Annotated in this window: 22 protein-coding genes; 11 read left to right on the top strand and 11 right to left on the bottom strand. The window is 65.6% G+C overall.

What is annotated here, in order from left to right; genetic code table 11:
• The first annotated feature begins 2 nt into the window (after positions 1–2).
• The 5 genes from ACFTE1_RS19645 (at position 3) to ACFTE1_RS19625 (ending at position 6,165) form a co-directional block, all read left to right on the top strand.
• Positions 3–1,295 carry an AI-2E family transporter gene (locus ACFTE1_RS19645; RefSeq protein ID WP_380619752.1) on the top strand — a complete coding sequence of 431 codons (1,293 nt, stop codon included), beginning with the start codon at positions 3–5 and terminating at the stop codon, positions 1,293–1,295.
• Positions 1,296–1,347: 52 nt separating this feature from the next.
• Complete coding sequence (locus ACFTE1_RS19640) at positions 1,348–3,360, top strand: ATP-dependent DNA helicase (protein WP_380619749.1); 2,013 nt, start codon at positions 1,348–1,350, stop codon at positions 3,358–3,360.
• A 235-nt stretch (positions 3,361–3,595) separates the two neighbouring features.
• Positions 3,596–4,225: a DUF47 domain-containing protein gene (locus ACFTE1_RS19635; protein WP_380619747.1), complete on the top strand. Its 630-nt coding sequence runs from the start codon at positions 3,596–3,598 to the stop codon at positions 4,223–4,225.
• A 2-nt stretch (positions 4,226–4,227) separates the two neighbouring features.
• On the top strand, positions 4,228–5,229 hold the full coding sequence (locus ACFTE1_RS19630) for an inorganic phosphate transporter (protein WP_380619744.1): 1,002 nt from the start codon (positions 4,228–4,230) through the stop codon (positions 5,227–5,229).
• Positions 5,230–5,472: 243 nt separating this feature from the next.
• Positions 5,473–6,165 carry an NUDIX domain-containing protein gene (locus tag ACFTE1_RS19625; protein WP_380619741.1) on the top strand — a complete coding sequence of 231 codons (693 nt, stop codon included), beginning with the start codon at positions 5,473–5,475 and terminating at the stop codon, positions 6,163–6,165.
• 3 nt (positions 6,166–6,168) lie between these two features.
• Here the strand turns inward: ACFTE1_RS19625 and mshD are convergent, their stop codons facing one another.
• Both mshD and ACFTE1_RS19615 read right to left on the bottom strand, forming a co-directional pair.
• Positions 6,169–7,116 carry a mycothiol synthase gene (gene mshD / locus ACFTE1_RS19620; protein ID WP_380619738.1) on the bottom strand — a complete coding sequence of 316 codons (948 nt, stop codon included), beginning with the start codon at positions 7,114–7,116 and terminating at the stop codon, positions 6,169–6,171.
• A 121-nt stretch (positions 7,117–7,237) separates the two neighbouring features.
• Positions 7,238–8,800 (bottom strand): glycosyl hydrolase family 18 protein, encoded by a 1,563-nt coding sequence (locus tag ACFTE1_RS19615; RefSeq protein ID WP_380619735.1) that lies wholly within the window; start codon positions 8,798–8,800, stop codon positions 7,238–7,240.
• A gap of 280 nt (positions 8,801–9,080) precedes the next feature.
• Here ACFTE1_RS19615 and ACFTE1_RS19610 point away from each other — a divergent pair, with 280 nt between their 5' ends.
• Complete coding sequence (locus tag ACFTE1_RS19610; RefSeq protein ID WP_380619732.1) at positions 9,081–9,794, top strand: endonuclease V; 714 nt, start codon at positions 9,081–9,083, stop codon at positions 9,792–9,794.
• 200 nt (positions 9,795–9,994) lie between these two features.
• Here the strand turns inward: ACFTE1_RS19610 and ACFTE1_RS19605 are convergent, their stop codons facing one another.
• From ACFTE1_RS19605 to ACFTE1_RS19585, 5 genes are all read right to left on the bottom strand, one after another.
• Positions 9,995–10,495: a hypothetical protein gene (locus tag ACFTE1_RS19605; protein ID WP_380619729.1), complete on the bottom strand. Its 501-nt coding sequence runs from the start codon at positions 10,493–10,495 to the stop codon at positions 9,995–9,997.
• 460 nt (positions 10,496–10,955) lie between these two features.
• Positions 10,956–11,432 (bottom strand): hypothetical protein, encoded by a 477-nt coding sequence (locus ACFTE1_RS19600; protein WP_380619726.1) that lies wholly within the window; start codon positions 11,430–11,432, stop codon positions 10,956–10,958.
• Positions 11,432–12,289 carry a CdiA C-terminal domain-containing protein gene (locus ACFTE1_RS19595; protein WP_380619723.1) on the bottom strand — a complete coding sequence of 286 codons (858 nt, stop codon included), beginning with the start codon at positions 12,287–12,289 and terminating at the stop codon, positions 11,432–11,434. Before ACFTE1_RS19595 ends, ACFTE1_RS19600 begins: the two co-directional genes overlap by 1 nt.
• Before the next feature lie 98 nt (positions 12,290–12,387).
• The gene (locus ACFTE1_RS19590; protein WP_380619721.1) at positions 12,388–13,737 is read right to left on the bottom strand and encodes a lipid II flippase MurJ; all 1,350 of its coding nucleotides are present in this window, start codon (positions 13,735–13,737) and stop codon (positions 12,388–12,390) included.
• Positions 13,734–15,071 (bottom strand): helix-turn-helix domain-containing protein, encoded by a 1,338-nt coding sequence (locus tag ACFTE1_RS19585; RefSeq protein WP_380619719.1) that lies wholly within the window; start codon positions 15,069–15,071, stop codon positions 13,734–13,736. Before ACFTE1_RS19585 ends, ACFTE1_RS19590 begins: the two co-directional genes overlap by 4 nt.
• A 195-nt stretch (positions 15,072–15,266) precedes the next feature.
• On the opposite strand from ACFTE1_RS19585, the gene ACFTE1_RS19580 reads away from it, so the two are divergent.
• From ACFTE1_RS19580 to ACFTE1_RS19560, 5 genes are all read left to right on the top strand, one after another.
• Complete coding sequence (locus ACFTE1_RS19580; RefSeq protein ID WP_380619717.1) at positions 15,267–16,019, top strand: hypothetical protein; 753 nt, start codon at positions 15,267–15,269, stop codon at positions 16,017–16,019.
• Positions 16,020–16,075: 56 nt separating this feature from the next.
• The gene (locus ACFTE1_RS19575; RefSeq protein ID WP_380619715.1) at positions 16,076–16,453 is read left to right on the top strand and encodes a hypothetical protein; all 378 of its coding nucleotides are present in this window, start codon (positions 16,076–16,078) and stop codon (positions 16,451–16,453) included.
• Positions 16,450–17,169, top strand: coding sequence for a class I SAM-dependent methyltransferase (locus ACFTE1_RS19570; protein ID WP_380619713.1), 720 nt, complete (start codon positions 16,450–16,452; stop codon positions 17,167–17,169). The genes ACFTE1_RS19575 and ACFTE1_RS19570 overlap by 4 nt, the downstream gene beginning before the upstream one ends.
• A gap of 478 nt (positions 17,170–17,647) precedes the next feature.
• Positions 17,648–17,824, top strand: coding sequence for a hypothetical protein (locus ACFTE1_RS19565; protein ID WP_380619711.1), 177 nt, complete (start codon positions 17,648–17,650; stop codon positions 17,822–17,824).
• A 240-nt stretch (positions 17,825–18,064) separates the two neighbouring features.
• Positions 18,065–18,511 carry a hypothetical protein gene (locus ACFTE1_RS19560; protein WP_380619704.1) on the top strand — a complete coding sequence of 149 codons (447 nt, stop codon included), beginning with the start codon at positions 18,065–18,067 and terminating at the stop codon, positions 18,509–18,511.
• Between the two features lie 533 nt (positions 18,512–19,044).
• On the opposite strand, the gene ACFTE1_RS19555 is transcribed toward ACFTE1_RS19560, so the two are convergent.
• The 4 genes from ACFTE1_RS19555 to ACFTE1_RS19540 are packed head-to-tail and all read right to left on the bottom strand — an operon-like array spanning position 19,045 to position 20,646.
• Positions 19,045–19,227, bottom strand: coding sequence for a phage holin (locus ACFTE1_RS19555; RefSeq protein WP_380619701.1), 183 nt, complete (start codon positions 19,225–19,227; stop codon positions 19,045–19,047).
• Between the two features lie 11 nt (positions 19,228–19,238).
• Positions 19,239–19,493 carry a hypothetical protein gene (locus tag ACFTE1_RS19550; protein ID WP_380619699.1) on the bottom strand — a complete coding sequence of 85 codons (255 nt, stop codon included), beginning with the start codon at positions 19,491–19,493 and terminating at the stop codon, positions 19,239–19,241.
• 11 nt (positions 19,494–19,504) lie between these two features.
• Complete coding sequence (locus ACFTE1_RS19545) at positions 19,505–20,296, bottom strand: peptidoglycan-binding domain-containing protein (protein ID WP_380619697.1); 792 nt, start codon at positions 20,294–20,296, stop codon at positions 19,505–19,507.
• Positions 20,297–20,334: 38 nt separating this feature from the next.
• Positions 20,335–20,646, bottom strand: a complete 312-nt coding sequence (locus tag ACFTE1_RS19540; RefSeq protein WP_380619695.1) for an H-type lectin domain-containing protein — start codon at positions 20,644–20,646, stop codon at positions 20,335–20,337.
• Between the last annotated feature and the right edge of the window lie 16 nt (positions 20,647–20,662).

The raw sequence follows: 20,662 nt of genomic DNA, 5'->3' as shown, positions 1-20,662 counted from the left end.
GGATGAGGGATATCTGGACCGGCATGCGCGCCGGCGAGCAACCGTCGGGCGCCAAGCCCCGCGTCACCGTGAAAGAGCTCGAGGAGGAGGTCCCCGAGCCGCCCGCCAAGCCCTCGTCGCCGACGAAGGCCGACGACGACAGCGTCCCGGCCGGTTTGAAGATCGGCGCCGCGTGGTCGTGGCGCATGATCGTCATCGGCGCGGCGGCCTTCGCCGTTCTGTGGTTCTTCACCAAGATCACGCTCGTCGTCATCCCCTTCGTCATCGCCTTCCTTCTGGCGGCGATGTTCCAGCCCATGGCGGCCTGGCTCATCAAGCACGGGTGGAACCGGTCTCTGGCGTCGATCCTGGTCCTGATCTCGGGACTCGCGGCGGTCGTCGGAGTGCTGACCTTCGTCGTCGACCAGTTCATCAAGGGCGTCCCGGAATTCTCCGACAAGACCATCGAAGGCATAAAGTCCATCAACGAATGGCTCCGCAGCGGTCCCTTCGGGCTCGACGCGGAACAGGTGTCCGTCTACCTCAACGACGTCGAGGCGAACCTCAACGACTGGGTCAACCAGAACCAGGACACCCTCGCCCAGGGGGCGCTAGACATCGGCGGATCGGTGCTCGGCAGCCTCGTCTACACCCTCACGAGCTTCTTCCTCATCCTCTTCTGTACTTACTTCTTCCTGCGCGACGGGCGCCCCATCTGGGAGTTCGTCACCGGTATCCTCCCGCGCAACGCCGTGGAGCCCGCCCGCTACGCCGGCGGTGCCGCCTGGTCCTCCCTGTCGCAGTACATGCGCACGATGGTCATCGTGGCCCTCGTCGACGCGGTCGGCATCGGCATCGGGCTCTGGATCCTCGACGTGCCGCTCTGGCTGCCGCTGGCCACGCTGGTCTTCCTCGGCGGGTTCATCCCGATCGTCGGTGCGACGGTGTCGGGCGCGGTCGCGGTCCTGGTCGCCCTGGTCGCCGCTCCGAACGGCTTGTGGACGGCCCTCTGGGTCCTCCTCATCGTCCTGGCCGTCCAGCAGATCGAGTCCAATCTGCTCCATCCGCTCTTGATGAGCAGAGCGGTCAAACTCCATCCGCTCGCCATCGTGCTCGGGGTTACAGCGGGCGCCGCGATCGCGAGTATCGTCGGCGCGCTCATCGCCGTCCCGATCCTCGCCGTGGTCAACGCCTTCACCCGCGCGCTGTCGCGGTACAGGGAGGCGCACAAACACGACGACGAGGAAGAGGAGGACGTCATCTCGGAAGGTGAGGAGTCCGTCTCCCGCGATGCCGAGGTCGCACCCGAGGCGTAGAATTCGGTATTCTGCCATATCCGCTCCGCCTCGACAAAGGAAATAGAGAACCTTGACCAGCCTCAGCTCCCTGGACCTGCTCGACGCCGTCATCGGACGGACCCCCTCGGGAGAGGCCAGACCGGGCCAGCGCCAGATGGCCGAGGCGGTCGAGAAGTCCGCCGAGAGCGGGCGCCACCTCATCGTCCAGGCCGGCACCGGCACCGGAAAGTCCCTGGCCTACCTGTGCGCGGCGCTGGCCTCCGGCAAGCGCGTCGTCATCGCGACGGCGACCCTCGCGCTCCAGGCGCAGCTGGTGAACGTCGACCTCCCCCGCCTGGTCAAGGCCACCGCGCCCCTCCTCGGGCGTGCCCCGACCTTCTCGCTCCTCAAGGGCCGCAACAACTACCTCTGCCACGCCAAGATGGCCGCCGACGAGGAGGAGGACGCGGGGACCCTGGAGGGAACCCAGCAGCTCAAGTGGGCCTCCTCCAGCAAGGGCTTCGCTGCCCAGGTCAAGCGCCTCTACGCCTTCGCCAACGAGACCGACTCGGGCGACCGCGACGACCTCGACCCGGGCGTGTCCGACCAGGTCTGGCGCCAGGCCTCCACCTCGTCGAGCGAGTGCCCCGGAGCGACCAAGTGCGACTGGGGCACCGAGTGTTTCTCCGAGATGGCCCGCGCCCGCGCCATGGAGGCCGACATCGTCGTCACCAACCACGCGCTGCTGACCATCGACATGTTCTCGGAGGGCACCGTCCTCCCCGAGCACGACCTCCTCATCATCGACGAGGCCCACGAACTGGCCGACCGGGCCACCTCCGCCGCCCGCGCAGAACTCTCCCCGGCGCGCCTCGAGTGGCTGGCCACGCGCAGCCGCCGCATCCTCGGCGCCGACATCGCCGGCGACTTCAACGAGGCGGCCGACCAGCTGCGCATGGCCATTGAGGACACGGGCGAGGAGCGGATCAAGAACGGCCTGCCCGAACAGCTCGACGACGCCCTCACGCTCGTGACGGCGGCGTGCAACAACGCCACGACCGTCATCAAGAACCTCGCCAAGGACGACAAGAACGCGCTCGTCACCGGGCAGATCCGCTCCGGCATCGACGAGGCCCGCGACTGCGCCGTGCGCGCCCGGGAGAACAGCGGCAACGACGTCATCTGGTGCCAGCCAAAGCCCGCGAGCCTCATCGCCGCGCCGCTCTTCGTCGGCGGGCTGCTCGCCGCGAACCTCTACGAGAGCCGCACCGTCGTCGCGACCTCGGCGACGCTGACCCTCGGCGGCACCTTCGACACCGTGGCCCGTTCCCTCGGGCTCGGCATCGCCGTTGAGGACGACGACTTCGACCCGCCCTCGCCCACCGCCCAGCCCACACCCCTGACCGGTGCCGGCGAAGCCGGCGCAAGCCGTGTGGAATGGGACGAGCTCGACGTGGGCAGCCCCTTCGACTATCGCAAGCAGGGCATCCTCTACGTCGCGAGCCACCTGCCCCGCCCGGGCAAGGACGGCTCGGCCAACGGCGCCATGGACGAACTGGTCGATCTCATCGAGGCCAGCGGCGGTGGGGCCCTGTGCCTCTTCTCCTCTCGCCGCGCCGCCGACGAGGCCGCCGACGCGCTGCGGGGGCGCGTGGACTACCCCGTCATGGTCCAGGGCGAGGAGACCCTCTCCACTCTGGTCCGCCAGTTCAAAGAGGACCGCGACTCCTGCCTCCTGGGCGTCATGAGCCTCTGGCAGGGCGTGGACGTGCCGGGCGACTCCTGCCGGCTCGTCGTCATCGACCGCATCCCCTTCCCCCGCCCGAACGAGCCGCTGACGGCGGCCCGCACCGAGGCCAGCGAGAAGCGCGGCCGCTCGGGCTTCATGGACGTGTCCGTGCCCGTCGCCGCCCAGCGGATCGCCCAGGGGGCGGGCCGCCTCATCCGTCGCTCCAGCGACCGCGGAGTGGTCGCCGTGCTCGACTCCCGGCTGGCCTCCAAAATGGGTTACACGAACTACCTTCGCAACTCGCTCCCCGACATGTGGTACTCCACCGACGGCGACAAAGTGAAGGCGGCCCTGCAGCGCCTCAACCGGTCCTGAACCCCGCGACAAAGGTGTCCTACCAGGACAGAGACCGCCTCGCGCTCTTTCGTTAACCTTTTGTTCACTGAAAGTTCGACATCGATTCGTATTGTTAAGGAACTGCGCCACATCGGCCACCTGGAATTTGAGTGGTGCTCATCCAGGTGTTACCGTCGCCTTGTTCTTGCCGCTTCGCTGCCCTGAAGCCTGTACAGTGAGTGGCGTCAATTCGAGTGAAAGATCGAGGTGCCTGGTGCGATTTTCCCTAAAGCCTCAGGATGATGCTTTCTACGGCTTCTTCAGCGACGCTGCGGAGAATCTCAAGCGCGGCGTCGCCGTCCTCGCGGAACTGGGAGACGACAAGCCGGACTTCCAGTCCATCTCCGAGCGCCTCGTCGACGTCGAACACGACAACGACGAGCTCACCCACTCCCTGTTCAACAAGATCAACACGAGCTTCGTCACCCCGATGGACCGCTCGGACATGTACATGCTGGCCGGCCGGCTCGACGACGTCATCGACAACATCGAGGCCGCCGCCAACCTCATCTACCTCTACGGGCTCTCCGACCTCCCGTCGCTGCCCCGCGAGATGATCGAACAGGTCGCCGTCCTGGAGGCGCAGGCCGCGCTCACCGCGGAGGCCATGCCGAACCTCAAGGGCCTCGACGACAAGATGCGCGAGTACTGGGTCGAGTGCAACCGCCTCGAGAACGACGGCGACCGCGCCTACCGCATGCTGCTGGTCCGCCTCTACTCCGGCGAGTACGACACGATGACGGTCATGAAGCTCAAGGAGGTCGCCGACATGCTCGAGTCCGCCTGTGACGCCTTCGAGCACGTCGCCAACGTCATCGAAGCGATCTACGTCAAGGAATCCTAGCCTTGGACACGACACTCATCGTCACCATTCTCGCCATCGGGGTGGCGCTCTGGTTCGCGTTCACCAACGGGTTCCAGGACTCCGCCAACGCGATCGCGACGTCGATCTCGACGCGGGCCCTCAGCCCCCGGGCGGCCCTCCTCATGGCCGCCGTCGGCAACTTCGCCGGCGCCCACCTGGGCGCCAAAGTGGCGAAGACCGTGGCGTCGGGCCTGGTGGAAGTCCCCGGCGAGGTCGACGGCCTGATCATCGTGATGGCGGGACTCCTGGGCGCCATCGCCTGGAACTACACCGCCACCAAGTTCGGCTGGCCCATCTCCGCCTCCCACTCCCTGTTCGGCGGCATCGTCGGCGCCACCCTCGCGGGCGGCGGCATGGTCCTGTGGGACGGCGTGCTCCAGAAGATCGTCCTCCCCACCGTGATCTCCCCGGTCGTCGGTTTCGGCGTGGGCTTCCTGGTCATGCTGTCCATCTACTGGATCTTCCGCAACGGCAACCCGGTCAAGCTCAACCGCGGCTTCCGCCACGCCCAGACGGTCTCCGCCGCCGCCATGGCCCTGGGCCACGGCATGCAGGACGCCGCCAAGGTCATGGGCGTCATCGTGCTCGCCCTCTACACCGGAGGGTGGCAGGACAGCGCCACGCACATCCCCGAATGGGTGTACATCGCGACGGCCGCCATGCTCGCCTGGGGTACCTACGCCGGCGGCTGGAGAATCATCAAGACCCTGGGCCGCAGGATCATCGACCTCAACCCGCCGCAGGGCTTCGCCGCCGAGACCGTGGCCGCGTCCGTCCTGTTCGCCAACACCTGGTGGATCGGCGCGCCGATCTCCACCACGCACACCATCACCTCGGCCATCATGGGCGTGGGCTCGGTCAACGGCAAGCGCGCCGTGCGCTGGGGCGTCGCCCGCTCCATCGTCCTCGCCTGGATCCTCACCTTCCCGGTGGCGGCGCTGGTGGGCGCGTTGGCCTACATCCCCTTCGGCCTGCTATTCTGAGAACAGGACCCGCATCGGACCGCTCGTGCAGACCCCGCCTGGAACTCTCCATCGTGGAAGTGTAATTATCTAGGGGGAACCCGGACGCAGCGAGACCGCGCGAAGGTCCCAGAGACTTCACTCAGGGGGATAAAAGGGGGGCGCTCTTCGGAGCGCCCCCCGTTTTCGTGCCCGGAGTCCGGCGGCGGGCGATTGTCCGGCGAAAAGCGATTGATCCCCGGCCGACTGCGATAGTTTGTCACTATGGCGATTCAACAGTTCGGGAAATGGGACCTGCGCGCCGCCTCCGCGACGGCGCTGCGACGTGCGGAGAACCACGAGAACCAGGGGGGCCGGCCGGCCCGCGCGGAACGCGCGGCCTCCGTCATCCTGCTGCGCGAAGCGCCTCTCCGCGTCTACCTCATGCGGCACATCACCGGCGGCCCCTTCACTGACAGCCGCACCGACGAGGTCTCCAACCGCTACGGGTTCCCCGGCGGCGTCCACAAGCCCGACGACCCCGACGTGGCCTCCACCGGAGTCCGCGAGGTCGAGGAGGAGACCGGCTCCCTGGTCGCCCTCCAGCGCGCGTGGGGCCGCTGGCTCACCTCAGAGTTCGAGGAGAGCCGCTACGACATCTGGATATACGTCGCCACCCTCGCCGAGGGCTTCCAGCCGCGGGCCAACCCGCGCGAGCCCGAGTACGCCACCTGGATGGGGCCCGAACAGGCCGTCTGCCAGTACGGCGGGCAGATGTCCATGCCGGAGGCCACGGCCCTGGCGGAACTGAGCAGCTACACCACCGTCGGCGAGGTCTTCGCCGCGGCGGAGCAGCGCCCCATGGAGCCCCTCCTGCCGAGACTCAACCGCAACGCCAGCCCGCCGCGGTTCCTCCTGCCCGGCGAAGAGGGATACCCCGGGTACGCCAGCATCGCCGAGGCGACCTCCGGCTGGTAGGCGCTACTCGAGCGGACGCTTGTACTGGACGTCCGTCCGCACCGTCTCGAAGCCCTGGTTGCGGTACAGCCGCACCGCGCGGGAGTTCGACTCGTCGACGAATAGAGTGAGGGTGGTGGCCCCGCGAGCGGCCATGTGCGCCATGCCCGCCAGGGTCAGGACCTTGCCGAGACCCGTTCCCTGGGCCGGCGGGTCGATGCCGACGACGTAGATCTCGCCGACGATCCCCGCGCCGTTCTCCGGTACCATCTTGGTCCAGTGGAAGCCCCTCAGGGCATCGCCCTGGAAGGCCAGGATGATCCCCTCGGGATCGAACCACTCTTCCTGTTCCCGCGTGATGACGTCCTCGAACGTCCAGCGGCCCTGTTCGGGATGGTCGGCGAACGCGGCCGCGTTGACCCTGACGAGCTCGTCCTCGTCAGTGCCGGGATCGAAGTGCCGCAACGAGAAGCCCTGCGGCAGAACCGCCGCGGGAGCCGAGCCCGTCGGCCACTCCCCGGCCCCCTCGGGCCAGGACTCCGGCCAGTCCATCTGCGAGGCGTCCATGCCCAGTTCGAAAAGGACCCTGTCGCGGGAGAAACCCTCCGACTCGGCCACCTTCTGGGCCGCCGAGGTGTCCCCGTGCGCCCACAGGCGCAGGAACTCCGCCTCGCCCGTCGCGGTGGTCACGAGGTCCTCCATCAGGCGGCGGCCGTGGCCCTCGCGGCGGTGGTCGGGGTCGACCGTCATCTCGGCGTGCGCGTCGCCGTCGGCGATCTCCATCTGCGCGTAACCGGTGACATCGTCGCCCGAGCCGAGGACGAAATGGTAGAAGCCGGGCCCGGGGGCCCGGTCGAGATTGAGGAGGGTCTGTTCGTTGAGCGCCTCCACGCCGTCCCTCTCCAGGGACCTCTCGGCGAGGCGGCGGATTCCGCGGACCTGGTCGTCACTGAGCGCTTCCACAAGAGCCATACCTTGACTGTACTCATATTCGGGCCCGCGGTCCCCTCATAGGACCGGGGAAGGGGAAAAGCCGCCGAATATCACGATTCGGCGGCTTTCTCCTAACCGTTGGAGAAGGTTCGGTGTCCCCTTAGGCGTAGAGGCCGTCCATGGCCCGCTCCCGGAGTTCGCCGGTGGAGTCCAGCGACGTGTTCCAGTTGAAGAGGCCTCCCAGCCCCAGGTCCACGGCCCACTGCGTCTTCCCGGCGACCGACTCGGGGGAGTCGAAGCTCCACCAGTTCTCGCCGTCCCAGCAGGTGCTGACGATGTACTCCTCGTGGTAGACCTCGTCGGCGCAGGTCTCCTTCGTGACGCGGTAGGGGCTGCCCTGGTACTCGGGGTGCGAGCCGCCGTGGGCCTGGCCGAAGCCCTCGGCCTCCGCCTCCTGCCAGACGACTGCCCACGGGAGGTAGGCGATGACCAGCTTGGACGCGTCCACGTCGCGGTCGAGGTACCAGTTCACCGAGTCCTCGATGTCGAGGCCCCCGGTGGGGCTGTACACCGCCGCGTCGGCGGACGTCGTAGCGCTCCAGTCGCCCTCGTAGTGGAAGGTCACCAGGTTGAAGTAGTCGACGTGCTCGGCGGTGCCGACCCAGTCGGCCACCTCGAGGGCGTTGTCCGCGAACGGGTTGATCGGGCCGACGAAGCTGACGATCTCGTCGCCGAAGACGGTGCGGAGCTCCTCGGCCATCAGGCGCGGGGCGTCCCAGCCGCTCTCGTCGCAAGGCGTCCACGGCAGGCAGAGGTTGGGGAACTCCCAGTCGATGTCGATGCCGTCGAACAGGCCGTCCCAGCGCGGGTCGTGGGCCAGGTCGTAACAGGACTGGGCGAACTTCTCCAGGTCCTCCATGGCCACCGCGAAGTTGGCCGAGTCGGCCTCTCCGCCGACCGACAGCACGATGTTCAGGTGCGGGTAGGCCTCCTTGAGCTTGATCAGCTGTCCGAAGTAGCCGCGGACCTCGTCCTCGGGGGTGTCGGCCACGCCGTCCACCGAGTCCTCGGCCGGGACCATGTACTCGGTGTCCCAGCTGACGCCGGTCTCCTCGTCGACTCCGCCCAACTCGCAGGTGCCCTCCTCGGAGGGGCGGGCGAAGGCGTAGTTGAGGTGGGTGAGGTTCTCGATCTGACCGGACTCGATCAGCTCGACCGGCCAGTAGTCGTCCCAGTAGGTGAAGTAGGTGCCGGAGACGGGCTCGCGGCAGGAGCCGGCCTCTTCCCAGACGCCCCAGTCGCCGGTGGTGCCGGGCTCGACGCCCTCGGTCCACCACTGGGCGCGGTAGGCGGTGCCGTTCAGGTTGGTGTACTGGCCGCGCTGGTAGGCCTCGCCGGGCATCCAGGGGCGCTCGCACTCCTCGAGGACGACGCCGCTCTCTCCGCACAGTTCGAGCGGGAGCCACGCTCCCCACTCCCCTGCGGTGTCGGGCCGGTCGTCCTCGGTCCACCAGCGGGCGCGGTACTCCCGGCCGTCGTGGTTGACCTTGTCGCCCTCGGTGTAGGTCGCATCGGAGCTCCACGGGGCCGAGCACTCCTCGGCGAGGGCGGGTGACTCCTGGGCGGTGGCCGCGGTGTCGACGGTGAGGGCGCCGAAGCCGCCGACGGCGATCGCCGCTGCCGATGCCAGAAGCTTGGGGAGCTTCTTGGTCTTCGCAGTCACAGCGATCCCCCTTTCTCATAGGCATTAAATAGGTTAGATTCTTAATCATTCATGTCTCGCTCTCCGAAGTCAAGCGGTCGGCGGGAATTCGCCCGTGTAGTGATACAAATGAGTAGATATCGAGATGCAATCTTAATCAACGGCTCGGCCGGTCGAGGCGTGATTCCCTGCGCGCCTGGCAATTGCGAATATTCCTCCGGTCCGCGTCCGGCTGCCGGATTTCCTACTCCCGACGGGACCCCGGTCGGCGCCGCGTCCGGCCGACCCCCAGAATGGCACTATGCGTCCCGCTCCACCGCCCGTCGATGCCTCCGATCCGGTTACCGTGCAGCGCTACAAGGCTTGGCAGCGCACCATGCACGACCAAGTCCGCGCCTACGGAGACCCGGACGTCGCGACCGTCGCCGGCTTCGACGTGCAGTACGGTGGCCAAGGCGAGCCCGCGGTCGCCGCCGCCGTCGTACTGTCCTATCCGGACTCTGAGATCGTCGACGAGACCGTCGTCTCGGACAGGCCCGGGACCCCCTACCGCCCGGGCCTTCTGGCGCTGCGGGAACTGCCCCTCCTGCTGGCGCTCGCCGAAACCCTGGAGACCCTCCCGGACGTGGTCTTCTGCGACGGGCACGGAGTCGGCCACCCCCGCGGTTTCGGGCTCGCCTGCCATCTCGGACTGGCGCTGGACCTGCCCGTCGTCGGGATCGCGAAGAACCCGCCCTACCGCGACGGCATCCCCGAGCCCGGTCCCGGGCGGGGCGACACCGCAGACATCGCGCCCGCCGCCGACTGGGACGAGTGCCCCGCCGGCCCGGTCATCGGGCGCAGCGTGCGGACGAGGGACTCGACCAAGCCGGTCTACGTCTCCGCCGGGCACAAGATCTCTCTCGACAAGTCCGTCGAACTCGTGCTGGGGACGGCGACGCGGTTCCGTCAGCCGGAGCCCATCCGCGCGGCCGACCGTCTGGCCCGCGCGGAGCGAAAGAAGCTGTCCGAATAGGAGTCGCAGAGAAGCCGGCCCACGCGCGGCCGCGCAGCACGGCCTCAATCCAGCCTCCACGCCCGCTCAGAAAGCCGGGGCCCACGCGCGCGGGCCGTGCGTGAGCTCAGGCGGTTAGGGCGCTTATCGACTCCATAGCCGGCCCACGCGCGGGACGCGCGTGGGCCGGTGGGGCGAACGTCGTCCTAACGCCGACATCGTCAGTGGAATGACAGGGTCGCGTCCCCGGTGTTTATCGTCTGGGAGCTCGGGCAGAGGAAGCCGCCGGAGACCAGTCCGGCAGTGAAGGACCGGTTGGCGTAGTCCCGGGCCGTTCCCTGGCGGTCCCACATGACATCGGTCGCCTGGTAGCGGCAGGAGACGAAACTCTGCTGGGCGGTGATGTCGACCAGGTCGGCCGTCGCGGTGCCGGCGGCGTCGTCGAAGTCCATCGCGGGATCGTTGTTCAGTGTCGCGGTGATGTCCCCGCTGCAGGTCAGGTTGCCGCCTGGCGGGTTGACCGAGTCTCGGTCGATGGTCAGGGAGTCGGGCGGGTTCGCGCTGGTGTCGGCGTCGCTCCAGGTACAAGTGCTGTCGCCTACGATGATCGTCCCGTCGACCTTCTGGTCGGCGAGCGTCTCCGCGGCTCCGGCCGCGGCCGACCATCCGGCCATTGCGGCGGCGGTCGCGGCGACGGCGACCAGTTTCGCTGTGCGTCTCATGAGTTCCTCCTGCGAGTGCGAGTCTTCGTCTTGTTGCGGTCCTTGGGTGTCGGTCCTTCGCGGTGCTCGGATACTGATGAGTAGATTTAAGAATATCGATATTAAGGCGAAAAGAACAGGGGTGCTGACCTGGAATGAGAGCCGTGGTTCCATGGTCGACAAGGGAATCCACGCGGCGGAGTCGCGTCGCGGCCCGGCCCGCTCAACGGGAAGCGGCCCCGTCCGAAGACGGGGCCGCTTGACGCTTTTCCTGGATGACCAGGCCATATGGCGGAGGATGAGGGATTCGAACCCTATCAACTCGAACCCTTGCCCAACCTTCAGCAAAGGTCAGGACGCCAAAAATTGAACAATGTAGACGATGGTGGGGGAATAGTGGGGAAGTAGAAGTTAATCTATTTCCCCGGTTCCCCCACCATCGCTTTATCCCCCTGAATAAGGTCTTCTACTGCGGCGGCCGCTACAGGAGCACCTGGTCGACCTCCTGGACCTTCGCGCCGGCGGGCGGAGAGTACAGCTCGGCCGGTACCTCAAGCCCCGGGAGCGAGTTCCAGGCCGTGTCGAACGTCAGGTCGCCGGCCGCACGGCGCTCGACGACGATTCGTTCCCAGTTGAGATCGAGGATCCCCTGAACTCGGGGGTTCTCCAGCAAGAATCCGCTGGTCGCCTCAAGAATACGTGTGTAGGCCCTAACACGGGCCTGCTCACCGAGCTCGTTGTCCAGGCGGAATCCCACCGTGGCCACGTCCCGGTCTCCTACGATCTCGTTGAACCTGCCCAGGTCCTCGGCCTCCGTAATGTCCGCGTCGATCTGCAAGCCGTCGACCTCGGCGAACTCCGAGCCCTTCATCTCTGCGTCCAGGGTCCTCACGAAGTAGGCAAGGAGTTCGGACGGGCTCAGCTCGGCGTTGGTCTGGAAGTTGAGCGAAATGGCCATCAGTCTTGTTCCTTGTCTGACGCGCGATCGAAGGGGAAGAAGTCTACGACTTCCCCCTCCTGGGAGATTATCTTGACTTCCCGGAGGTTTTTGACGGGCCTGGTCTCGAACCGGTGCTTCAAGTCGTCCATCGAGACAGGGGCGGTGCGGAGGTCTAGGATGATGCGGTCGGCCTGGCCCTTCTTGACCTTGAAACTGACGGCCTTGCGCACAGTGTTCACATCTGGACTCGTCGGGGCGTAGCAGTCCCAGTATTCCCCTTCGATCAGGAAGTCCGGTCGCCGCCCGTTCGGCTTCTCTGGCGGGTTCTGGACGATCTCATATCCTTCGCGCGCGATGACGATCGCCGCGCTGTTCTCGGCCTTGATCCCTGGATTCCGGTGCTTGTCGGCCTGTTGTTTCGGCATGGCGTCTGGATCAGCGGGGCCCGACGGCCGCGTATGTCGAGACTCCGAAGGTGGGGCACTCCTCGCGCTCGCCATCGCCGAGCTCTGAGGGCTGGACGTGGTGAGTAAAGCGCCAGTCTGGATTTGGGTGATGAGGCTCTGGACCTCGTCGTTCGCCGTACCTGCTGATCGCAGGGTGGTCGAGCTCTGCTCAATGAGCTGTTGAGTCTGTTCCAGGAGGCCGGAAACCTCCTCCGCCTTCGATGTGGCCGTTGCCGCCAACGAGGCTGAGCCTTGAGCCCCCAGGTTCGCGAGCGATTGGGACAGTTCTTCGACGTCGCTCCTGATGCCGCCCAGGGAGGCTTGGGCTTCGCTGGTGGCTTGTTGCTGGGCGTCGACGCCGGCGGCCGTCTCCTCAAGTTTCGACTTGAGTTCGGCGAGACGGGCAATCAATTCTTCGGTGGACGCCATCGCTTGCCTTCCAGGGGTGAGGGAACTTCGCTTGTCGGTGGTTGTGTCACATCGTACAAGCTGCCGATCTGGAGGGCGAAGAGTATTCGGCGCTCAGATCAACGAAGACGGCACCGATGCCGGAACGCCAGGTCTCCTACGAGTGCCGTAAGCAGATTGCCGATGCCCCAAGCTGCTATAAGGCCCATGCCGGTCCAAGCCGGTTGAAGGAACGCGAAGACCCCGACGCACAGAAGGATTCGCAGGAGGCTTCCACTCGCCATGACCATCGTGGGCGTTCTCGCGTCGCGCAGGGACAGGAACGCCCAGAGCTGGAGCTGGCTTATCGCATAGGGCGCCAGCGCAAGGAGGCCTATGGCGAGCACTTGGCCGGTGGCGGTGGCGTCGGCATCCGTATACCGGCCCCAACTGAATACGAACTGTGTGATGGGGATGGCGAGCACTGCGCCGACGAGGGAGGCGGGGACGGTGACGATGAGGATCAAGCGGGCGGCGCGCCGGTATCCGTCGCGGGCCTTTCGAGGTGATTCCGCCGCTTGGGCGGTTAGGTCTGGCGCGCTGGAGGTGATGATGGGGAGGGCTGCGACGCCGTAGGCCATCATGAGGATGATCCAGGCGTTGTTGTAGATCATGGGTCCGGTCGTCGAGCTGGCGCGCAGTAGACCGAGCGTTACGACTGTGCCGGCTTGGGCGATCGCGGTGTAGGCGATGACCCAGCCGAGAGTGCGAGCGAGGGCTCTGAGCCCATATCCGCGCAACGAGGGCTGCCAGGACCAGCGGTAGCCTGTGGTTCGCCGCAAGGTGAGGTAGAGCAGGAGCACCTGGAGCGCGGCCCCCATGAGCGTCGCAGTGCCGAGGACGCTGATGGTGGTGGTAGTCGAAGTGCCGGCAGGGGTGAGTAGGAGTATCGCTGCGGCGGCGATGAGGGTCAGGTTGTTGGCCATGGGGGCGATGGCCGGCACGCCGAAGACTTTATGTGAGTGGAGGCAGGCGGTGAGCGTCGCCGCCACGCCGTAGGCCGCGATCGTAGGAACGGTGAACACCGAGAGTTGAATCGCCAGGCGGTTGGCTTCGGCGGAGACGGCGGAGCCGCCCAGGAGCGGAATCACCAGTGGAAGAGTGGCCATCAGTACGATGACGACGGCGACGAAGGAGAGCGTGGAGACGCTGATGATGCGGGCGGTGAAGTCGCCTGCGTACTTGTCGCCTTTCGTCTGGGCCTTATGGAGCAGCGGTAGGAGGATGGCTGTCCCGATGCCGCCAAGGAGGATCTCGTAGACGATGCCGGGGAGCATGAGCGCGGTAGCGTAGGAGTTTCCGACGAGACCGGCTCCAAGAGCGGCACCGAGCGAGACAGTCCGTATGAAGCCGGTCGCGCGGCTGGTGAGTGTCGCCGCCGCGATACGTGCTGAGCGCGTTGCGACTGTCCGGGTGGAATCCCCTGTCATACCCCGGCGACCTGGCCGTCCAACAGCGTCGCAACTCGGAGTCGGACATCGTCGCGAACTGGATCGCGCTTTCCCTGCGGCAGTGCAGAATAGAGGCTGTGCAGTTCGCGCTGGACTCGCACCGACCGGACATGCGTCATTTCGGTGGCCATGTCTTGCGCGATGGACAGCCCGCGGCCTCTATCGCCATCATCACTGGTCAGGTGCAGCGTCGCCAAACGGAGGCGTGTGAGAGCCGCCGATCGGCCGGGACGGCTGCCCAGCGCCTCCACGGCCGTTTCGAGGTGGTCCATAGCGAGTAGTGAAGCGGTCTTCGTCTGCCTGGCGTCGAAGAGGAGCGACGCGGCGAGCCCGGTGGACGCGGACAAGGTGCCCTTGGTTCGGAAGGCTGGAACCCAACCGGGAATATCGAGGGCATTCGCGTCAAATTCTTCAGCGCAGTCCATGGCGGCCTCAACCCGATCCCGCACACCGGCGGCGTAGCCACGAGCGCCATAGGCCTCGGCCATGACGGCGTGAAGAGCACTGCGCAGATGAGGGAGGATGCGGTTATCGGCCAGAGCGATCTCTGCGTAGGAGAGCGCGTCGGTCGTCTTGCCGATGAAGACGCTGTGGCCGGCCATGTCGCAGAGCACTTGAGCCGACAGGTTCGGATCGTCGGCCTCCGTGGCCAGACGAAGACCCACCCCTAGAAGGTGGGTTGCCTGTGAGTGGTGACCGAGATTGAGCGCGATCCAGGCGGTTCGATCGGCCAAGTACGCGCTGGCCGCGGCGAGGTCCTGGCGGACTTGTTCGTTGCGGGCGTGGCGGGCCATGTTCGATGCCCATTCCAGCAGAGCGCGGCCTTCAGCTACGAGGCTGTAGCCAGCGCCTGCGGCATCCCGCCTTGTCAACAGGTCGGTGGCCTGTTGCAGTTCGAGGACATCTCTACTCGTCACCGTCGCCGGTGCCGTATGCGACGGCAGCGCCGACAGGACGGAGTCGATCGGCACGGCCGCAGCGGCCCCCGTGGCTGCCGCGATGACACTGCCGAGGAGCGTTCGTCGTTGCATGGCGTCCTCCGAATCCTCTGCCGTCGAGTTCCTCATCCTAAGAGACTTGCCTCGAGAATGGGAAGCTGCCCCCCGATCGAACTCGATGGCCACTCCAAGCGCACAACTGTAATCGTGGACCAGCATCGGAGTGACCGGGCGTTCCCCTTTTTCCACCCGAGAAAGGTGGCCCTTGTCCTTGCCGGTCTTCCTAGCGATCGCTCCAAGCGTCACGCTCGCTCTCTCGCGCTCAGCGCGGAGCCTGCCTTCGGTGTCGTAGATCTTGTCGTCAGCTTTGTTCATGCCGTCCTCCGTCGCGCAACCGTTGCGTGCCTCGTTTTCACCGTTGCGGCAACGGGGCAATAGTGACAGCCGCATCGATTCATCTGATTCTGGGATTACAGCGATGGCAGACACAGTATGGCACGCAGCGACCTAATTCGCAGCGTTCGTGTCCGCCAAGACGATCAACGGGCTCTGCCCAGAATGGAGATCGACATGAATGCCGTAGCGGAGAAGGCCGCACCATTCACCGCCGAACTTCCCAGCTTCACCTCAACCTGGAACCGGATGAACGGCATCGCCGTGACCACCGATCAGGTGACCGGGAGGGCACGGGTCACCATCGATCCGAACGAATGGTTCTTCCGGTACGAGAACCCCCAGTGGGTTCTCTGCGACTGGGAGCAGATCAAGGCCGACCTGCTCGTTCAGGTCGAGAAGTCCGATATCGCGATCGAGCAGGTCGCCCTGGACTACGTCGCCGCCAACCGCAGGGAGACGACCGATCCCGTAGAGGTCCTCAACCACGCGTGGGAGGTCTACGACTACCTCTTCCGCGACGACCTCCTCGACGACCCGGAACTCGCCTCGGTCCCGGAGGGCGCCACAACGATGCTGCGGGAGTGCTCCGTTCTCATGGCACTCAACCGGGTCGACGAAGACGGACATATCTCCATCGCCTCTCCGGCGTGGATGTTGTGCAAGGCCATGGAAGTGGTCTATGATCTCGACGAGAAGACCGCCACGGCGATGGACGAGTTCTACCACTCCGGCTGGTTCAACGAGTATCGCAGGCGCGAGTCGCTTCTCGCTCATGCTGCCCTTGGGGGCCGTCTAGTGCACGGCTGCCAGAGCGCGGCGAACATGAGCGGGGGTGTCGTCGTGCCCTACGGTGCCGACATGGCTAAATTCCGCCGGGAACTTTCTACGATGCGCCTCCCCTGGATCGAAGCGACTCTCCAGAAGTAATACGCAATCTCTGGGGCGGAGCTGTGCGTTCCGCCCCTCGAACGCACGGAGAGACCATGATGGATGCAGAAGAACCCAGCCGTATCTGGGACTCGAGGGACAACACCCGGCAGGCCGTGTCCTTGTTCCAGCACACCAACTACAACCTCGAGACAGCAGGTGCCGGGGGTGAACCCCGTCCGGAACGATGGGACGAGCCGCTCGGGGCTCTCATGTCGCTGATGGAGCAGCAGGCAAAGTTCACCGAGCTCATGCGTGAACAACTTGATCGGTGGGCGAAGTCGAATCGCCCTCTTGCTGCCGAAGATCGTGTCTCTCTGAGCGAAGCGAAGAAGCTGCTGAAGCGGGACCACGAGTCGCTCAGAAAGACCGCCGGCAACCTGCGGACGGTTCGCGCCCATCTTCAAGCGTTCGGGACCGGTCCGGAAGAATGAGCGTCCCGAACTCGCCTGCGTTCTGGAACCGGCTTGCGAACCGCGAGGTTCCTGAAGGCGAGCTGATTCCAGAACGCTGGGAGCTCTGTCAGTACCCCGGTGTCGGTCCGGGAGCCGAGATTCTCGGTGATATCGGAGGCCGCCGGGTCCTAGAGCTGGGCTGTGGAGATGGCTCCAACCTGCTCGCCCTCGCGAGGCAAGGTGCCGAGTGCGTAGGCGTTGACTTCGCTGGAGACCAGCTCAACCGAGCAAAACAGCGGCCAGGAGCTGAGGACATACTGTGGGTCGAGCGCGACGCTGCAGATTTCCTCATTGACCAGCCGGACGAGTCCTGGGACTTCATCGTCTCGATCTTCGGCGCCCTGGAGTTCTCGGATCCATTCCGAATTCTTCCGCAGGTCCGTCGAGCGCTCAAGCCGGACGGAGCACTGGTCTTTGCCACGGCGGATTCACATTGGCTGTGGCAGAGGGACCTGGTTCCAGAGCTGGTGGACAGTGAACTCCTCTGGCCCACCAGGACCATAACCGGCCTGGCCGCGTGGACGGCGATCCTACATGAGCAGCGAATGCAGGTCGTCTGGAATCGCGGGGTAGGCCCATCGGAACAGATATCCGCACACATCATCTGGGCGGAACGAGGTGGAAGGCCTCCGTTATCCCAGGTCCTCGACGACATACCGCGAGGGCGAGGCGAAACTACGGTCGCCCCCTGTTAATTCAACGCAGCTCGCCAGGATGAATTGGAAGCTCAGGCCGACGAGCCGCGATACCACGCAAGTCAACGTCGAAAGGAGCTCGCGTGGCACCTCCAATCCTAAGCCATGCCTCTGAACTGCCCGAGGTGGCAGCTCAGGCGGCATCACACGTTCCGTACAAGCCATTGCTCGGCAAACAGCGCTGCAAGCAGTGCAGAGAGCCCTGGACGAGCAAATTCGGGTGCGCCGGCCGGACCGCACTCCTGCTCATCCTGTGGGGCAAAGCCAGCGCCCAGGACCTCGCCGACTGGCGGTATTCCGAGCTGCTCTCAGGGGGCGATCTTGCCGGGCTCCAGGACTGGACTCGGCGGAAAGACGTCGTTCACCTCGTGGAGACAGAGACCGCAGTTCTCTCACACGTTCCGGAGTCGCCGGCAGCTCTCCTCGAGCCCTGCGATCCGTCAAACAACCGCCGCTCAGAGTGGGAGGCGATTGCATTATGGACACGCCTTCTATGGTGTTCGGCATGGCGGTCGGCTTCGCGGCCGGAACCGCGATATGGACTTGGCGCTATGCGAACTACCGTGTGGCCGTCCGGCACTTCGCCGCCGTCCTGGCATTCGAAGCCATCGTCGCCATCGCCTACTTCGGGTACAAGGGGGGTTGGCAGGCATGAGCTACGTACTTGCCAGCACGATCGGCCTCGTCTGCATCCTCGCATTGATCTGGGTGGTTCCCCAGATGAATGACTCCCAATCCAAGCCGCATTCTCGCCCAATGCGGTCGCATCGAACGGCGGCCCCGGCCGAAGCTGTGCTCTCGCCTGAGCCACGCGGCACGGATAGTTTTCCGCCGACACCGATCCCCGCCCCTCGACAACCTATGCCGCTGGTGCCGAGCCGAAGGGAGGGGCAGCATGACGGTTACACAACCGTCCCGCCGAGGAAGACGAACGCCACCCGCTTCGTCGGTCTCCGCTGACCTGGTCGCCGAACGGACGGCGATCGCGGACGGCAAGAGAGCGTCACAGCCAGAGGTTGGCTTCCGCCTGGCGTTCCTCGACTACATGGCCCGGTCGGTCGATGTTCGGTCCGTGGGGCCGTTCGGCGCGTCGATCCGGGTGATCGAGCCTGGCGGTGCCGAGGGCACCCTTGGGGCTGTTTCCTGGACCGGCACGCAGATCCACGCCATCGAGTGGGCCGACACCACGGTGCGCTACAGCCTGATCCCGACTGCTTCGCGAATTCAGCAGCGACTCGAAGAGAAGATTCGCGCGTACCTCGCTGGGGCACTCTGGGGCGCAGAGGTTCCCGAGGAGTTCCAGGACGGTTTCTCCCGCTTCTACAGGCCCGACGTCGCATAGCGTCGGAATCGAACGGTCTTTACTCGAATAACCAGGTGGGGGTGGGTGGCAGCCATGGCTGGCGGCTCTTCGTACGAGGGGCACGGCTGCCACCCTTCTACGCCCATTCCTGCAGGGGGCTACCGATGGACGCTCATATCGACGTTAATTTCCTCGGCCGCGATATTCGTTTCGTTGGCCGTGCGGGACATCCAGTAATTCAACTGTTCGTCTGGACTGACACGCCGAACGGCCCCACCCTAGGATCTCGGCTTGGGCATGTCGCCCACGCTTCGAGCCCAGCACCAGAGTTCTGGGTCTCCCCGAACCACTATGACTGGCTCGGGGATCGGAGCCAGCAAGGGAGGCTGAGAGACTCTGCAGTCCGTTGGTGGCGTAGCCTTGCTGGCCCGGGCGGGGCGCCTGAGTAGTGCACCGATGATCGGCCGATCGGAAGGCACACGATTTGAAACGTTCGTAGCGAAGAGGGCGTCCACCAAGGCAAGAGAAAACGTGCCCCACCCGAGACGGGTGGGGCACTGTGCGTAGAGGACTTATTTGTCGTGAGCCGGGGTGTTGGCGAGGTACAGCGCGCGTTCGCCGATGTTGAGGACGGCGCCGGCGAGTCCGAGCCAGACGGAAGCGTCAGACTCGGCGATGACGCCGTAAACGATGAGGATGGGGACGACCGCGGTGGCAATGCGGTAGATCCACGCGCGGGTGGACTGCTTTGGCATGTACTGGCCTTTCACTGGAGGAGCTGGACTAGGCCGAGGATGAGACCGGCGAGCGCAATAATTGCGGCAGCGCTGGGGAGGGGCCATTGGCGGCGTTCGAGGTTGCGGATGCGGGATTCGTGGTCGTCAAGGTCGGCGTCTCGGCGCTCATCGGCGTCGCCTCGGCGCGCGAGTTCCGCCCGCAGCGCGACGACCTCCTGTCGAAGGCCGATCAGTTCCTCGTAAAGCTCGCGGACGCCGATCTGGACGGGCTCGAGGTCGGGCACGGTGGAGATCCTTACGTGACGGGGTTATGGAAGGCCGCTCGCCACGTCTGGGGGCCGATTAGGCCGTCCACCTGGAGGTCCTGGTCCTTCTGAAAAGCGCGGGCTAGGGCGTGCCACTCGTCGCCGTACTTTCCATCCAGTCCGTAGCGGCGGAGGTAGGTTCGTCCCTTCCCTACGTTCCAGCCGCGTTTACGTAGCTGCTTTCCCCAAAGGTTGAGCCATGCGGTGGCGGGACGGCCGCTGAACTGCTCGCCGTACCACCCGGAGATGCTCTCGTTGCCCCAATGGCTCCACCCAAAATAGAATCCCTTCGGGAGGGGGTAGTCGTATTTCGGGCCCGGCGCGGGGCGCTTCGAGGGCTTGGTCCCGCCATCGTCCTTGAGATCGGCGATGTGCCAGGTTCGAGTGTTGTCGTACGGCGGGCGGGAGGAACCGTCGGGACCGCGGCCCACAGAGATGTGCATGTGGCTTGTGTGGGGATTCGATCCGTTGTACCGCACCCACTTCCACCCTGTGCTCGCGGAGGCTATGAGCTTATTCGCGATGGCATATTTGAGGCAGGGGTGCCGGTACTTCGGATGCACGAGGTGGTCGGTTAGGGCGTCGATGTCGACGCCGGCGGCGGGGTCGTGGGTTATATCGAGGGCGCAGACGACGCCGGAGTCATTGGGGTTGTGGTCGCTGCGTGTGCCTTTGTGGGCGTCGTCGCCGATCGTGCCGTCCGAACGGGTGGAGCGGCCGGGGGCGAGGGCGTTGATTTCGTCGCGAAGGCGTTCGAGACTGCGGGCGAGTCTCCAGGACATGGGGATGCTCCTGTCTGGTGGGGTGGGTGAGGTGTGGGTCAGGGCCGGTAGGTGGCCGTCCACGAGACCTGGATGTCGCTCCAGGACGTCGAGGCTCCAGAAGTGGATGCGAAGACGAAGATGGTGAAGCCGGTGGGCGAGATGTTGATGGCGCGGGAGATCCATCGCGCCGTGGGGCCGGACCCGCTGTCGATGTTGGTGGTGACGACGGGCGGGCCGGCGAAGTCGGCGGGGAAGTCCACGGCGTGGGTGTGGTTGTCCTTGTTGCTGAAGGAGATCAGTTCGGATCCGGTTTGGACGAGGGTGTCGATGTCGGAGACGCGAATGATCGCGCCGGGCTGAATGGCCATGGGGCGGGCTCCTCGG

It is taken from the genome of Salininema proteolyticum (genome assembly GCF_042685645.1).
Lineage (GTDB): Bacteria > Actinomycetota > Actinomycetes > Mycobacteriales > Micromonosporaceae > Salininema > Salininema proteolyticum.
The sequence above is the reverse complement of the archived record's forward strand: the minus strand, read 5'-3'. Positions and strand labels throughout refer to the sequence as shown.

Excerpts from the sequence above, each read along its gene's own strand:
- ACFTE1_RS19645 (WP_380619752.1), top strand. The coding sequence starts at position 3 with ATGAGGGATATCTGGACCGGCATGCGCGCCGGCGAGCAACCGTCGGGC.
- ACFTE1_RS19625 (WP_380619741.1), top strand. The coding sequence starts at position 5,473 with ATGGCGATTCAACAGTTCGGGAAATGGGACCTGCGCGCCGCCTCCGCG.
- mshD (WP_380619738.1), bottom strand. The coding sequence starts at position 7,116 with ATGGCTCTTGTGGAAGCGCTCAGTGACGACCAGGTCCGCGGAATCCGC.
- ACFTE1_RS19610 (WP_380619732.1), top strand. The coding sequence starts at position 9,081 with ATGCGTCCCGCTCCACCGCCCGTCGATGCCTCCGATCCGGTTACCGTG.
- ACFTE1_RS19605 (WP_380619729.1), bottom strand. The coding sequence starts at position 10,495 with ATGAGACGCACAGCGAAACTGGTCGCCGTCGCCGCGACCGCCGCCGCA.
- ACFTE1_RS19600 (WP_380619726.1), bottom strand. The coding sequence starts at position 11,432 with ATGGCCATTTCGCTCAACTTCCAGACCAACGCCGAGCTGAGCCCGTCC.
- ACFTE1_RS19595 (WP_380619723.1), bottom strand. The coding sequence starts at position 12,289 with ATGGCGTCCACCGAAGAATTGATTGCCCGTCTCGCCGAACTCAAGTCG.
- ACFTE1_RS19590 (WP_380619721.1), bottom strand. The coding sequence starts at position 13,737 with ATGACAGGGGATTCCACCCGGACAGTCGCAACGCGCTCAGCACGTATC.
- ACFTE1_RS19585 (WP_380619719.1), bottom strand. The coding sequence starts at position 15,071 with ATGAACAAAGCTGACGACAAGATCTACGACACCGAAGGCAGGCTCCGC.
- ACFTE1_RS19580 (WP_380619717.1), top strand. The coding sequence starts at position 15,267 with ATGAATGCCGTAGCGGAGAAGGCCGCACCATTCACCGCCGAACTTCCC.
- ACFTE1_RS19575 (WP_380619715.1), top strand. The coding sequence starts at position 16,076 with ATGATGGATGCAGAAGAACCCAGCCGTATCTGGGACTCGAGGGACAAC.
- ACFTE1_RS19570 (WP_380619713.1), top strand. The coding sequence starts at position 16,450 with ATGAGCGTCCCGAACTCGCCTGCGTTCTGGAACCGGCTTGCGAACCGC.
- ACFTE1_RS19565 (WP_380619711.1), top strand. The coding sequence starts at position 17,648 with ATGGACACGCCTTCTATGGTGTTCGGCATGGCGGTCGGCTTCGCGGCC.
- ACFTE1_RS19560 (WP_380619704.1), top strand. The coding sequence starts at position 18,065 with ATGACGGTTACACAACCGTCCCGCCGAGGAAGACGAACGCCACCCGCT.
- ACFTE1_RS19555 (WP_380619701.1), bottom strand. The coding sequence starts at position 19,227 with ATGCCAAAGCAGTCCACCCGCGCGTGGATCTACCGCATTGCCACCGCG.
- ACFTE1_RS19545 (WP_380619697.1), bottom strand. The coding sequence starts at position 20,296 with ATGTCCTGGAGACTCGCCCGCAGTCTCGAACGCCTTCGCGACGAAATC.
- ACFTE1_RS19540 (WP_380619695.1), bottom strand. The coding sequence starts at position 20,646 with ATGGCCATTCAGCCCGGCGCGATCATTCGCGTCTCCGACATCGACACC.